The sequence below is a fragment of the Pseudarthrobacter sp. rb genome (genome assembly GCF_056389225.1).
The window spans coordinates 32,513-46,186 of sequence record NZ_JBWJAR010000003.1; the positions used below are offsets into that span (position 1 = coordinate 32,513).

At 67.7% G+C, this 13,674-nt stretch carries 14 protein-coding genes; 10 read left to right on the forward strand and 4 right to left on the reverse strand.

What is annotated here, in order from left to right:
- The 10 genes from hemG (at position 1) to hemL (ending at position 10,034) form a co-directional block, all read left to right on the forward strand.
- On the forward strand, positions 1-1,452 hold the full coding sequence (gene hemG, locus ACWRN3_RS05230) for a protoporphyrinogen oxidase (RefSeq protein WP_476740032.1): 1,452 nt from the start codon (positions 1-3) through the stop codon (positions 1,450-1,452).
- A 454-nt stretch (positions 1,453-1,906) separates the two neighbouring features.
- Entirely contained in the window at positions 1,907-2,131 is a 225-nt protein-coding gene (locus ACWRN3_RS05235; protein WP_476740033.1) for a hypothetical protein, read from the forward strand.
- A 124-nt stretch (positions 2,132-2,255) separates the two neighbouring features.
- Positions 2,256-2,585 carry a hypothetical protein gene (locus tag ACWRN3_RS05240; protein ID WP_476740034.1) on the forward strand — a complete coding sequence of 110 codons (330 nt, stop codon included), beginning with the start codon at positions 2,256-2,258 and terminating at the stop codon, positions 2,583-2,585.
- A 110-nt stretch (positions 2,586-2,695) separates the two neighbouring features.
- The gene (gene hemQ, locus ACWRN3_RS05245) at positions 2,696-3,397 is read left to right on the forward strand and encodes a hydrogen peroxide-dependent heme synthase (protein WP_255172708.1); all 702 of its coding nucleotides are present in this window, start codon (positions 2,696-2,698) and stop codon (positions 3,395-3,397) included.
- Positions 3,394-4,638 carry a ferrochelatase gene (locus tag ACWRN3_RS05250; protein WP_476740035.1) on the forward strand — a complete coding sequence of 415 codons (1,245 nt, stop codon included), beginning with the start codon at positions 3,394-3,396 and terminating at the stop codon, positions 4,636-4,638. Before hemQ ends, ACWRN3_RS05250 begins: the two co-directional genes overlap by 4 nt.
- Positions 4,635-5,633 (forward strand): hydroxymethylbilane synthase, encoded by a 999-nt coding sequence (gene hemC, locus ACWRN3_RS05255; protein ID WP_255172706.1) that lies wholly within the window; start codon positions 4,635-4,637, stop codon positions 5,631-5,633. Before ACWRN3_RS05250 ends, hemC begins: the two co-directional genes overlap by 4 nt.
- Before the next feature lie 7 nt (positions 5,634-5,640).
- The gene (locus tag ACWRN3_RS05260; protein ID WP_476740036.1) at positions 5,641-6,522 is read left to right on the forward strand and encodes a uroporphyrinogen-III synthase; all 882 of its coding nucleotides are present in this window, start codon (positions 5,641-5,643) and stop codon (positions 6,520-6,522) included.
- Positions 6,523-6,579: 57 nt separating this feature from the next.
- The gene (gene hemB / locus ACWRN3_RS05265; protein ID WP_476740037.1) at positions 6,580-7,563 is read left to right on the forward strand and encodes a porphobilinogen synthase; all 984 of its coding nucleotides are present in this window, start codon (positions 6,580-6,582) and stop codon (positions 7,561-7,563) included.
- Positions 7,560-8,633 carry an LLM class flavin-dependent oxidoreductase gene (locus ACWRN3_RS05270; RefSeq protein ID WP_476740038.1) on the forward strand — a complete coding sequence of 358 codons (1,074 nt, stop codon included), beginning with the start codon at positions 7,560-7,562 and terminating at the stop codon, positions 8,631-8,633. The genes hemB and ACWRN3_RS05270 overlap by 4 nt, the downstream gene beginning before the upstream one ends.
- A gap of 69 nt (positions 8,634-8,702) precedes the next feature.
- Positions 8,703-10,034 (forward strand): glutamate-1-semialdehyde 2,1-aminomutase, encoded by a 1,332-nt coding sequence (gene hemL / locus ACWRN3_RS05275; protein WP_255172702.1) that lies wholly within the window; start codon positions 8,703-8,705, stop codon positions 10,032-10,034.
- A gap of 72 nt (positions 10,035-10,106) precedes the next feature.
- Here hemL and ACWRN3_RS05280 read toward each other — a convergent pair whose 3' ends face one another.
- The 4 genes from ACWRN3_RS05280 to ACWRN3_RS05295 all read right to left on the reverse strand — a co-directional run bounded on the left by ACWRN3_RS05280 (position 10,107) and on the right by ACWRN3_RS05295 (position 13,631).
- Complete coding sequence (locus ACWRN3_RS05280) at positions 10,107-10,844, reverse strand: amino acid ABC transporter ATP-binding protein (protein WP_255172701.1); 738 nt, start codon at positions 10,842-10,844, stop codon at positions 10,107-10,109.
- Positions 10,841-11,605 (reverse strand): amino acid ABC transporter permease, encoded by a 765-nt coding sequence (locus tag ACWRN3_RS05285; protein WP_324642506.1) that lies wholly within the window; start codon positions 11,603-11,605, stop codon positions 10,841-10,843. Before ACWRN3_RS05285 ends, ACWRN3_RS05280 begins: the two co-directional genes overlap by 4 nt.
- Positions 11,606-11,638: 33 nt before the next feature.
- A complete protein-coding gene (locus tag ACWRN3_RS05290) occupies positions 11,639-12,589 on the reverse strand; it encodes a substrate-binding periplasmic protein (RefSeq protein ID WP_255172699.1) in 951 nt (316 codons plus the stop codon).
- A 331-nt stretch (positions 12,590-12,920) separates the two neighbouring features.
- Positions 12,921-13,631 (reverse strand): 3'-5' exonuclease, encoded by a 711-nt coding sequence (locus tag ACWRN3_RS05295; protein ID WP_324642505.1) that lies wholly within the window; start codon positions 13,629-13,631, stop codon positions 12,921-12,923.
- Between the last annotated feature and the right edge of the window lie 43 nt (positions 13,632-13,674).

Below are 13,674 nucleotides of genomic sequence, written 5' to 3' on the forward strand. Positions count from 1 at the left end.
GTGGGCAGCTCCCCGGCGAAACCTGGCCAGGCGCTCGTGGTGGGCGGCGGGATCTCCGGGCTGCTCTCCGCCCGGGAACTCGCAGCAGCCGGTTATGAGGTGACTGTCCTGGAAGCCGGGACGGCGTGGGGCGGCTGTGTTGGCAGCCATACGGTCGCGGGGCTGACCCTGGACAGCGGCGCTGAGTCCTTCGCCACCAGGTCCGACGCCGTAGCCCGGCTCTGCACGGACCTTGGGCTCGGCGCGAAGATCGTTCCCCCGCGGCCCGGGGGTGCCTGGGTGCAGCTGCCGGACGGGCCGCGCGAGCTGCCCCGGACCGGAGTGCTGGGTATCCCCGCCAACCCCTGGGACCCTGAGGTCCGCCGCACCCTGGGCATCCTCGGCTCGCTGCGCGCCTCCCTGGACCGGCTGCTGCCCGCATCCATAGGGGCAGGGGCCGGCGTCACCAGCGTCTCAACGCTGGTCCGGACCCGCATGGGGTCCCGCGTGCTGGAACGCCTCGTCTCGCCCGTGGTGGGCGGCGTCCACTCCGCCGATCCCGGCCTGCTCGACGTCGATATGGTGGCTCCGGGCCTGCGTGCAGGCCTGCGCAGGCACGGTTCCCTCGCTGCCGCGGTCTCGGCACAGCGGCGCGGCGCGGGCACGACCGCCCAGGCCCGGACACCCCAACCGGCAAAGGCCGGGTCCGCCGTCGCAGGCCTCGAAGGCGGCATGCACACGCTGGTGGACGCCCTGGTGTCGGAGCTCGAACGCCGGGACGTGACCCTGCTGTTGGGCACTGCCGCCACGTCGGTTTCCCGCACCCCGGAAGGCTGGCGCGTCGACGCTGCCGGCGCGGCCTTCCATGCCGCGCTGCTTGTCATGGCCGTGGAGGGCCCGGCCGCCGTCGAACTGCTGGAACCTGCTGTACCTGCCATCTCGGGAAAGAAACCGGCCTCCGGGCCGGACGTCAAGCTGGTCACGCTGGTCCTGGACAAACCGGACCTGGACCGGCGGCCGCGCGGGACGGGAATCCTGGTGGCCCCGCAAACGCCCGGCATCGAAGCAAAGGCGTTGACGCACGCCACGGGCAAATGGGATTGGCTGACCGCCGCTGCCGGCCCCGGGCGCCATGTGGTGCGCCTTTCGTACGGCCGGGTGGACGGTGCTTCGGCCCCTGCCGCCGCCGGTCCCCAAACCGATGATGAGCTGTTCGCGGCCGCCCTGCGGGACGCATCCGCCCTGCTCGGCGTCCGCATCACCGGCGGGGACGTGCGGGGCTGGGACGTGGTCCGGTGGCGCGGAGCCCTGCCATTCGCCGCCGTCGGTCACCGCGCACGGGCAGCGGACATCCGGCGGTCCTGCAGCGCTGCGGGCGGCCTGGCCGTCGTGGGCGGATGGGTTGCCGGGAACGGGTTGGCCGCTGTGGTGGCCGACACACGTGAGCAAATCGGCCAACTGACTGCCGCCTGAGCGTCGGTGCTGGTCAGCGCCCCGAAGCCGGTCCCCGGCTCCGGCCTGGCGGGACAGCCGGGCCTCCTTCCTGGTTTCCAATCGGCCAGCCGTTCTGGTTAGGGTCGATGACTATGGTTCAACACAGGTCCGAGCTTTCACTTTCCCGGACCGGTATCCATGGGGGACTCCGGCGCGGCACCGCGGCAGCGGCCGTCGGAGCGGTACTGGTTCTTTCCACCGGCGTCCAGGCGTCCTTGGCTGACGACGCGGTCCCCCCTCCGCAGGATCCGGCGGCACAAGGATCCGTGGCCGCAACCGCCGCGGCGTTCGGACTGTCCACGGCGGCCCGTCAAGGCGCTCCCGGAACTCAGGAAGCCACGGGGAACGGTGCATCCGGGCATGAGGGAGACGGCCGGCAGCGAGCGGACGAACCCCCTGCGGGATCCCCGGCCACGAGAGCCCCGCGCACGCCATGGCCCATTCTTCCGGTGCCGGGTTCCCTGCTTCCGGCGGCCAACGGTTCCCCGTCCGCGGGGGCCACGTCGGCTACCGCGCCCAGTCCGACGTCCTCCGAAACGCCGCCGGCACCTGGCCCGCGAACCACAGCCGCTGCCACTCCGACCAGCTCTCCGGCCACCGACCGGCCAGAGTCTCCCACGGCGTCCGGGCCCTCCACTGCGTCAGCGCCGGCCGCTGACCCCGCAACCGGCACTTCCACGGCGGCCGGGGCGCCGGCCCCGGAAGGCGTTCCTTCCGCCGGTGGGACGGCCACCGGAGCACCAGCAGGAGGGTCTGCTCCCGCCTCCGGAACCCAGGCAGCAGTGCCGGGCTCCGGCGGCGCGGGCAGTCCTTTCGTTCCCACGTCCGCCGTGGCGGGCGGCAGTGCTGTCGGCGTGCCGGGCTCCGACGGTGAGGGTAGTCCTGACGCCACATATGCGTCCGCCTTGCCAACGTCGCTGTCCATCAACGCGCGCCAGTCCCAGCCCACCCGCGCACCGCACGCTGCCGGCGCCCCGGCCGGACCGGGACAGGCAGTTTCCTCCACCGGCCCATTGCCTGGCGTACCCGATGCCATGGTGTGGCTGGGTGCGGGCCTTGTCGGCGTGGGAGCGGCTGCCGGTCTGGTGTTCCTGCGGATGCGCCGCCTCTAAGGGGCGCATCCGGTGGCCTGCTGCACAAGGGAATGTGACTTTGCTCACTTCTACGAGCTGTAGAACTTTTCGGTTTCGTCTTGGGGCAGGGAAGGGGCAAACTTGTAACCATGAGCCACACTTCTGCCGAATCTGTCACTAAAACCGAAGAATCAGCCGAGCAGTTCTTTACCCTCTGGACGGTATTCAAGAGGTCGGGGTCAGTGGTCCGCAGCGCTGATGCCGCCGCCGACTTCGACGCGCTGCTGGAACGTCTCGCCGCCGCCGGCGTCACCCACCGGGGCAGCTACGATGTCTCGGCCATGCGCGCCGACGCCGACGTCATGGTGTGGCTCCATGGACCCAAGCCGGAAGCGCTGCAGCAGGCCATCCGGGACATCCGCCGCAGCACCCTCTTCGCCGGCACCGAGATTGTCTGGTCCGCGATGGGTGTCCACCGCGAGGCCGAGTTCGCCAAGAACCACACCCCGGCATATTCCCGCGGTGTCGCTCCGGCGGAGTGGCTCTGTGTTTACCCGTTCGTGCGCTCCTACGAGTGGTACATCCTGCCCGAGGCGGAGCGCGGCAAAATGCTCCGCGACCACGGCCTCCTGGGCCGCGACTTCCCCCAGGTCATCTCCAACACCGTTTCTTCCTTCGCCCTGGGCGACTGGGAATGGATCCTGGGCCTGGAAGCCCCCGAGCTCGTTGACCTGGTGGACCTCATGCGCCACCTCCGCGCCACCGAGGCACGCAACCACGTGCGGGAGGAAGTCCCGTTCTACACCGGACGCCGCATCTCCGCCGAAGAGGTTGCCGAGGTCCTGGCATGAGCCCGGAACAGCAGGCCGCCACCGCCGTCAACCCGGTGACCGAGGCCGGACGCATGGCCCCCAAGAACTACGACGCCGTCCTGCTGGCCTCCTTCGGTGGCCCGGAAGGCCAGGATGACGTCATCCCATTCCTCCGCAACGTCACCCGCGGCCGGGGGATCCCGGACGAGCGGCTTGAGGAAGTCTCACACCACTACCGCGCAAACGGCGGCGTCAGCCCCATCAACCAGCAGAACCGCGAGCTGAAGGCAGCGCTGGAAGCCGAGCTGGCTGCCCGCGGCATCGAGCTGCCCGTGCTGTGGGGCAACCGCAACTGGGCCCCCTACATCCCGCAGACCCTGCAGGAAGCGTACGACGCCGGCCACCGCCGGGTGCTGATGCTCACCACGAGTGCCTACTCCTGCTACTCCAGCTGCCGCCAGTACCGCGAGGACATCGGCATGGCGCTGACGGAGACCGGTCTGGACGGCAAACTCGAAGTGGACAAGGTCCGCCAGTACTTCGACCACCCCGGTTTCGTGGAGCCGTTCGTGGAGGGCACCGCCGCCGGCCTGGCCGACGTGCGGGCCAAGCTCGCCGAAGCCGGCACGCCGGATGCCCCCGTCCACATCCTGTTCGCCACCCACTCCATCCCTACCCGGGACGCCGAAGCTGCGGGCCGCTCCGAGGGGGAGCCCCGCGTGTTCGAGGAAGGCTCCGCCTACGTGGCCCAGCACCTCGCCAATGCCGCCGCCGTCATCGAACGGGTGGAGAAGGAATCCGGGCTGACCGCACCGTGGTCCCTGGTCTACCAGTCCCGTTCCGGTGCCCCGCATGTGCCGTGGCTGGAACCGGACATCAATGACGCCATCGAGGAACTGGCCGGCCAGGGCGTCAAGGGCATCGTCATCGTTCCGCTCGGCTTCGTCAGCGACCACATGGAAGTCGTCTGGGACCTGGACACCGAAGCGATGGAAACCTGCGCCAACCTGGGCCTGGCCGCCACCCGCGTCCCCACGCCCGGTACGCACCGGAAGTTCGTTGACGGCCTGGTGGACCTCATCTCCGAGCGGACGGTGGCCAACAACATCAGCGACCGCCCCGCCCTGACGGATCTTGGTCCCTGGTACGACGTCTGCCGACCAGGATGCTGCGCCAACTTCCGTGGCGAAAAGCCCACCATTGCAGGGGCCGACACCACGGTAGGCACCGGCCATGACCCGTACCCGTCCGGCGGTGCCGCGGAAACGGCCCAGCTGTGACAGTCCGGATCGGAACACGCGCCAGCAAGCTGGCGCTCACCCAAACCCAGCAGACCGCGGACCAGCTTGCCGCCGTCGGCGGTTTCCCGGTGGAACTGGTGCACGTCCGCACGGACGGCGACGTCCTCACGGGCTCGCTGTCCCAGATGGGCGGCACGGGCGTCTTTGTTGCCGCCCTGCGTGACGCGCTCCTGCGCGATGAGTGCGATGTTGCCGTCCACTCGCTCAAGGACCTGCCGACAGGGGCAGCAGTAGGCCTCAGCCTTGCCGCCACCCCGCGCCGTGTGGACGTCCGCGACGTCCTGTGCGCCCGCGACGGACTCAAGCTGGCAGACCTGCCCGCCGGTGCCCGCATTGGCACCGGTTCGCCACGGCGTGCGGCCCAGTTGCGCGCCGCCCGTGCGGACCTGGACATCGTGGACATCCGCGGCAACGTGGATACCCGGTTGGGCCGCGTTCCCGGGCTGCCCGGCAACTCCACTGGCGAGGTGGTCCCCGGAAAGTCCTGTGACTTGGACGCCGTGGTGCTCGCGGCCGCCGGCCTGGAGCGGATCGGCCGCCTGGACGCCGTCACCGAATACCTGGAAACCGACGTGATGCTGCCCGCAGCAGGACAGGGATCACTGGCCATCGAGTGCCGGACGGCGGACGCCCCGCCAAAGCCCGGCGCGGCTGACGGCTCCCGTGACGTCCTGGCCCAGGCCCTGGCAGCGCTGGACGACCCCGACACCCGCCTTGCCGTCACGGCGGAGCGGGCCCTGCTGGCAAGGCTCGAAGCAGGCTGCGCAGCTCCGGTGGGAGCATACGCCTACCGCAAAGGCAGCATGCTGCACCTTGAAGCCGTGGTGTGCGCCGTGGACGGCACCGCCACCGTGCGGGACAAGCGCGCCACGGACGGACTGACGGAGGTGGGAGCGACCCTGCTGGGCATTGAACTGGCGGAGGCCCTCCTTGCTGCCGGAGCCGCCGACATCGCAGACCTGCAGGCGTCCTGACCTGGCAATGACGCAGCCTTCCAGTGACTCCGGATCCGCCAAGCCGCATGGAGGCATGCCGCTTGGTGGGGTCCGGGTCCTGGTCACGCGCAGCCCGGAGCGCTCGGGCGCCCTGGTGGAGGCCCTGAAGGGAGCCGGTGCGCTGCCGGTGCTGCTTCCGCTCATCGATTTCGAAAGAGCGCCGGACCAACACGCGCTGGACGTCGCCTGTGACGCCCTTGCAGCGGGCGCCTTCGACTGGCTGGTGGTCAGCAGCGCCACAACAGTGCACGTCCTGATGGAAAAGGCGGCCGAACGTGGCCTGCGCCTGGACCAACTGGTACCTTCCGGCACGCGGATCGCCGCCATCGGTCCGGCAACCCACCGGCTGCTGGATGCGGGCGGACTGGACGTAGCGCTCACGCCGGCCGGGGAGCAGTCAGCCGCCGGCCTGCTCGCCGTCTGGCCCGGGAGCGGCAGGATCCTGCTGCCGCAGGCTGATATCGCGGCCGGCACGCTGGCGGCGGGACTGGAAGCCGCCGGCGGCGACGTCACCGCTGTGACTGCCTACCGCACCGTCGACTACCCGGCGGCAGCGGAGCGCCGTCTCGCCGTCCGGGCGGAAACGTTCGACGCCGGCCCGCAGCCGCCGTCGTACTCCCTCCTAACGCCGGAAGCTGCCGCCACGGACATCGCCGAACGGCGCATTGCCGCCGTGATCGCCGCCTCGCCGAGCGCGGTGCGGCGGATCGCCGCCCTTGGTCCGCTGGGCGGCTGCCGGCTGGTGGCAATTGGCCGTTCGACGGCGGACCAGGCCGCAGCCCTGGGCCTTGAGGTCGCGGAGGTGGCGGCAGAGCCCACACCGGACGGGCTGGTGGCAGCCGTCGCGAAGGCCCTCAACCCGCCCTGACCGGACCGGAACGTTTTCTCTCCACAAAGCTTCACAACCATGCGAAGGACAGGACCCATGACTTTCCCCACCCAACGCCCCCGCCGCCTGCGCACCACCCCGGCCATGCGCCGGCTGACAGCCGAAACACGCCTCGCACCGGCCGAGCTCATCCTTCCCGCCTTCATCAGGGAGGGACTCACCGAGCCCAACCCCATCACGTCCATGCCGGGCGTAGTCCAGCACACCACCGACACCCTGAAGCGGGCCGCCGCCGAAGCGGTTGAGCTCGGCCTGGGCGGCATCATGCTCTTCGGCATTCCCGAAACCCGCGACGCCGAGGGTACCGCGTCCCTGGACCCTGAGGGCGTGCTGAACAAGGCCATCCGGGACGTCCGCGCGGAGGTGGGCGATGACCTGGTGATCATGAGTGACGTCTGCCTGGACGAATTCACCGACCACGGGCATTGCGGAGTGCTCGACGCCGACGGCTACGTGGACAACGACCGCACCGTGGAGATCTACGCCAGGATGGCCGTGGCCCAGGCAGAGGCCGGCGCCCACATGCTCGGCCCGTCAGGCATGATGGATGGCCAGATCGCCGCCATCCGCTCGGCACTGGATGAAGCAGGGCACGTGACCACCTCCGTTATCGCGTATTCCGCGAAGTACGCCTCCGCGTTCTACGGACCTTTCCGCGAGGCCGTGGACTCCCAGCTCACCGGCGACCGGCGGACCTACCAGATGGACGCCGGAAACCGCACCGAAGCCCTGCGCGAGGTGGAACTGGACCTGGCCGAGGGTGCAGACATCATCATGGTCAAGCCGGCCATGAGCTACCTGGACATCGTGGCCGACGTTGCCGCCATGAGCCCGGTACCGGTGTCCGCGTACCAGATCTCCGGCGAATACGCGATGATCGAGGCCGCCGCCGCCAACGGGTGGATCGACCGCCGTGCCGCCATCACCGAGTCCGTACTGGGTATCCGGCGTGCCGGCGCCCACACGGTTCTTACCTACTGGGCCGCCGAACTGGCCGGCTGGCTGAAGGCAACCCGGTGACCGGTCCTTCCGCCGCGCCAACCGCACCCGTGGGGGAGGACCGCATCCTCCTTGGGCTGAACACCTTCGGTGACATCGGCGCGAACCCGGACGGCAGTCCGCAGCCTCATGCCCAGGTCCTGCGCCAGTTGCTGGAGCAGGCGGAACTGGCGGACGCCGTCGGACTCCATGCCTTTGGCGTGGGGGAGCACCACCGCAAGGACTACGCCGTCTCCGCGCCGGAAGTCTTCCTGGCCGCCGCCGCGGCGCGCACGTCCCGCATCCGGCTGGGGTCCGCCGTGACGGTCCTCAGCTCGGACGATCCCATCAGGGTGTTCCAGCGCTTTGCCACCGTGGACGCCATCTCCAACGGCCGGGCCGAAGTGATGCTCGGGCGCGGATCGTTCATTGAATCCTTCCCGCTGTTCGGGCTGGACCTGGCGGACTACGAGGTCCTGTTCGAGGAAAAACTCGAACTGTTCGACAAGGTCCGGGCGCAAAAACCCGTGCACTGGGAGGGCCGCACGCGTCCCGCCCTGCACGGGCTGAGCGTCTACCCGCCCCTGGAGCACCACGTGCTGCCCACATGGATCGGCGTGGGCGGCACCCCCGAATCCGTGCTGCGGTGCGCCCAGTACGGTTACCCGATCATCTTCGCGATCATCGGCGGCCAGCCGCGGGGCTTCCGGCCCCTGGCCGACCTCTACCGCGAGGCGATGGGCAAATACGGACATCCCATGCAGCAGATGGCCACGCACTCGCCTGGCCATGTCGCCGACACGGATGAGCAGGCCCGGGAAGAGCTTTATCCCCACTGGCTGGCACTCCGGAACAGGCTCGGGGCCGAGCGTGGCTGGGGTCCGGCCGGACGCGGTGAGTTCGATGCGCTCTGTTCCGCAGAAGGGGCCCTCTACGTCGGATCACCTGAAACGGTGGCCCAAAAAATCGTCCGGCTGAAGCGGAACCTGGGTGTTGACCGCTTCGACCTGAAATACAGCAACGGTCCGCTGCCGCACAGCGCCATGATGCGCTCAATCGAACTGATGGGCACGGCGGTGGCGCCCCGGGTGGCGGAACTGCTCGCCGGCTGACTGGGCTTCTGCGGCTGACTGCGCCTACCGGCTAACTGAGCTTTCCGGCTAACTGAGAGAATAGAAACCATGACTTCCAGCAATCCTCGCAACGAGGCACTCTTCGACCGCGCCCGCCGGCTGATGCCCGGCGGCGTCAACTCGCCGGTGCGGGCTTTTGGCTCTGTCGGCGGGACCCCGCGCTTCATGGTCTCAGCGAAGGGACCGTATCTGACAGATGCCGACGGCAAGGAATACGTGGACCTGGTCTGCTCCTGGGGTCCGGCCCTGCTGGGCCACGCCCACCCGGCCGTGCTGGAAGCGGTGCACGCCGCCGTCGACCGGGGGCTCTCCTTCGGCGCATCCACCCCGGACGAGGCCAACCTGGCAGCCATCGTCCAGGAGCGCGTTCCCGCCGTCGAACGCCTCCGGATGGTGTCCACCGGCACCGAAGCCACCATGACCGCCGTCCGGCTGGCCCGCGGATTCACCGGCCGCAACCTCATCATCAAGTTCGCCGGCTGCTACCACGGCCACCTGGATGGACTCCTGGCCGCCGCGGGTTCCGGCCTGGCAACCCTTGCCCTGCCCGGCTCCGCCGGTGTCACGGAAGCAACCGCCGCGGAGACGCTGGTGCTGCCCTACAACGACCTCACCGCCGTCAAGGAAGCCTTCGCCGTGCACGGGCCGAACATCGCTGCCGTGATCACCGAGGCCGCGCCGGCGAACATGGGAGTAGTAACCCCTGCCGAGGGATTCAACCTTGGGTTGTCGCAGATCACCCGCGAGCACGGCGCGCTCCTCATCGTCGATGAGGTCCTGACCGGGTTCCGCACCGGTTACTCGGGCTACTGGGGCCTCACCGGCGGTGCGCCGGACGCGGAAAACCCGTGGACGCCCGACCTGCTCACCTTCGGCAAGGTCATCGGCGGTGGAATGCCGACGGCGGCCCTCGGCGGCCGTGCCGACGTCATGGAATACCTCGCGCCCACCGGCCCCGTGTACCAGGCGGGCACCTTGTCAGGGAACCCGGTGGCGATGGCTGCCGGCGTTGCCACACTGACCCACGCCACCCGCGATGTCTACTCCTTCATCGACGTCCGTTCCCTGGAGCTTTCCTCCGCCGTCTCCAACGCGCTGGATTCCGCAGGGGTGGACCACTCAATCCAGTTCGCGGGGAACCTGTTCTCGGTGGCCTTCGGAACCTCGGCCAACGGGGTCCACAACTACGCCGATGCACAGGCGCAGGAGGCGTTCCGCTACGCGCCGTTCTTCCACTCCATGCTGGAGTCGGGGGTCTACCTGCCGCCGTCGGTCTTCGAGGCGTGGTTCCTTTCCGCCGCCCACGACGACGCCGCCATGAACCGGATCTACGATGCACTGCCTGCCGCGGCGAAGGCGGCCGCGGCCGCCCAGGGCTAGCACCGCCGTCGTTCCTTACGAAAAAATCCCCGGCTGCAGGCTGCAGCCGGGGATTTCTTTGCGTGCGAGGCGTTAGAGGACGTCCGAGAGGAAGCCCTTGAGCCGGTCGGTCCTTGGCTCGGTGAAGAGCTGCTCAGGCGGCCCGGACTCCACCACGACGCCGGCATCCATGAACGTCACGGCGTCGGAGACGTTGCGGGAAAAGCCCATTTCGTGGGTCACCACCACCATGGTCATGCCGCCCTTGGCGAGGTCCGTCATCAGTGCCAGGACACCCTTGACCAGTTCGGGGTCGAGGGCGGAGGTGGCCTCGTCGAAAAACATGACCTCCGGCTTCATGGCCAGCGCCCGGGCAATGGCCACGCGCTGCTGCTGGCCGCCGGAAAGGTTGGCCGGGCGGGAATCGGCCTTGTGCCTCAAGCCCACCAGATCCAACTGTTCCAGCGCCTCGCTGCGCGCCTCCTCCTTCGAGAGCTTGCGCAGTTTGCGCAGGGCCAGCGAGACGTTTTCCTCCACGGTCTTGTGGGGGAACAGGTTGAACTGCTGGAACACCATGCCGATCCGGCGGCGGAGCTCGTCGGGATTGTCTTTCAGGACCGAGCGGCCGTCCAGCAGGATGTCCCCCTGGTCGGGTTCGATCAGCCGGTTCATGACCCGCAGCAGGGTGGACTTACCCGAACCCGACGGGCCGATGACTGACGCCGTGGTGCCCTGGGGTACATGCAGGTCGATGCCCCGCAGGACGTGGTTGCTGCCGAAGGAAAGGTGGATGTTCTTGGCGCTCAGTGTTCCTGATGCGAATTCGCTCATGCCTGGGCTCCCTTCCCGACGACGGCCGCGGCGTCGTCCGGTTCTTTCTTTTCCGGCCGGCCGCTGCGCAGCCGGGCGTCGATGTAGTTGACCAGGTGAGTGAGCGGGATGGTCATGGCCAGGTAGAAAATGGCAGCTGCCACGTATGGGGACAGGTTCCCGCTGCGGGCGGCCGCATCCTGGCCGATTTGGAACAGTTCCCGTTCCGTGGCCAGCAAGCCCAAGGTGAAGACCAACGAGGAATCCTTGATCAGCGCAATAAACTGGTTCATGAGGGCAGGAAGCACCCGGCGGATACCCTGGGGAACCACCACCAGGCGCATGGATGCACCGTAGCCGAATCCCAGGGCGCGTGACGCCTCGAGCTGCCCCTTGTCTACGCTCTGAATGCCGGAGCGGAAGATTTCGCCCGTGTACGCGGCGGCCATGAGCGACAGAGCCGCAACGCCCATGGGGTAGGGGCTGTTGCTGCCCGTCATCTCGCGGAATATCGGTCCGAATCCCAGGCCGATGACCAGAATGGTGAGGACGGCCGGGAGTCCACGAAATACGTCTGTGTACACCCGGGCGGCCCACCGTGCCACAGGATTCCGCGAGATTCCCATGAGAGCCAGGACCAGGCCGGCGAAGGCCCCGATAAGTCCCGAAGTGATCGCAAGGACCAGCGTATTGGGCAGGCCCACAGAGAACATGCTTGGCAGAACCTCAGCGATCTTCTCCCAGTCAAGGAAGGTCTCTCTGAGTCGTGTCAGGAAATCCATATGGCGTCGTTATCTTTTCTGGGTAGCTGGTGTCTACTTCGTTGGGATCTTGACGGCTTTGCTGCCCGGCTTCCAACCCTCGGGGGTCTGCTCGGCAGCCGTCGGGCGGTCCGTGTACCACTCGGCAGTCAGCTTGGACCAGGTGCCGTCGGCGACTATGGCATCAAGGGCCGAATTCAGCGCTTCGAGCAGGGCAGGGTTGTCCTTGGCAACGGCGTAAGCGGTGAAGTTCTGGGTGTTGAGCTTCTTCTCGGCGATTTTCGTGCCGTCACCGGGCTTGACCTGGCCGGTCGCCTGCTGGGACGGAGCCACCCATGCGTCCACCTGCCCGCTCTTCAGGCTGGCGAAAACGGTGTTGTAGTCGGGGAAGGAAACAGGCTCAATGTTCAGGGTGTTCTTGACGTAGTCTTCCTGGACGCTGCCGCTGACGACGCCGATGCGGAGGCCGCTCTTCAGTTCCGCGAACGTCTGAACCTTGGCGTCTTCTTTGGTCACCAGGGCCATGTAACCGAAGTCGTAACCATTGGTGAAGGCAACCGTTTCACGGCGGGCGTCCGTGGTGGAAATCGAGGAGGATCCCACGTCGAACTGCTTGTTCTTTACCTGGCTGAGAAGCGCCTGGAACTTGGTGGAGGCGAACTCGACCTTGAGCCCCAGCTTGTCGGCCATCGCCCGCAGAAGCTCATTGTCGTAGCCAGTGAACTTGCCCGAGGAATCAACGAAGATATTGGGTGGGGCGTCTGACAACGTTCCCACGCGCAGGGTGCCCTCGGTGACGAGGCCGAGCTTGCTCTTATCAATCTTGTCGAGGGGGGTGACATCGGCGGTGGTGTACTTGTCCAGCGTCTGCTGGTCACTGCCCTTCAGTGCGTCCGTGGGGGAGCCGCTGGGCTGGGAGGAACCGCCGCCGCAGGCGGCCAGGGATGCCGCAAGGGCCAGGGCAACAGGAACGGTCCTGAGCCACTTCAACGCTTTGATGTTCATCAGGTTGTCACTTTCATATGAGGCATAAGTCGACCGGGCCGCAAGGCAGCGCTGTGGCGCCTGGCACCTGCCCGGCGCTGGTCCAGCTGTCCGGGGCAGGGGTGACCGCAAAACTTTATTGTCTCACTTGAGTGAATACCGCACGTGAGGTGAACAAAACGGAAGTCAGGCGCATTCCGGCCAAATATAATTCCGTCCCTGCGGCGCGGGACCAAGCAGTTGCAGGGTTGTGACTCCATCCCGGCGAACGATGCCCGGCCTGCAACCCGAAACTTTGTTAAGCGGCGTGACTGTGACATGCCTCCCAAAAACGGTGAGCGCAGGAGCGCCCCTAGAAGCCACCTGTCGTGGCATCCTGCGGCGGCAACACCGGCCAGTCTCCCTCAATGACAGCGGCCGGCTTCGTCTTCCGAAGGTACTCCTGGAAGTCCGATGCCTGGCTGACCGCCCAGTCCACCTGAAGCTGGTGCAGCTGGCTGGCCGGCATCATCAGCTTGGGAAACTTGCCTGCCATGGCATCCAGCACCCTGAGGGTTGCCAGGGCGTCCGCCGCGGAAGTGTGCGCGTTGTCCAGGACCACCCCGTACTCCTCGCACAGTGCGGTGAGCGTCCGCTTTCCCTTGCGGTAGCGGTCAACCTGCTTGTTCATAATGTAGGGATCCAGGACCGGGAAGCGGCTCAGCTGCGGAATCCCGTACCGTGCCGACTCGGCGGCAAGGACAGTGAAATCGTAGCTCGCGTTGAAGGCGATCACCGGAGTGCCGGAATCGAACAGCTCCTGCAGGACGGCGGCGACCTCACCCGTGACCTCATGCGCAGGGCGGCCGTCACGCCTGGCCTGTTCGGTGGTGATGCCGTGGACGTCGCTGGCCTCCACAGGTATCTCCACCCCCGGATCGGCCAGCCACTCATGCTCCTTGATGACCTCACCCTGGTGGTCCACTACGGTGATTGATGCCGTGACAATTCTTGCCGCCCGCGAGTTGCGGCCCGTGGTTTCCAGATCGAAGGCTGCGCGGGGGAGGGTGTTCCAGGAACTCATGCTTCAACGCTAAGGGGACCCGCCGACAATTCCGGGGAACGCC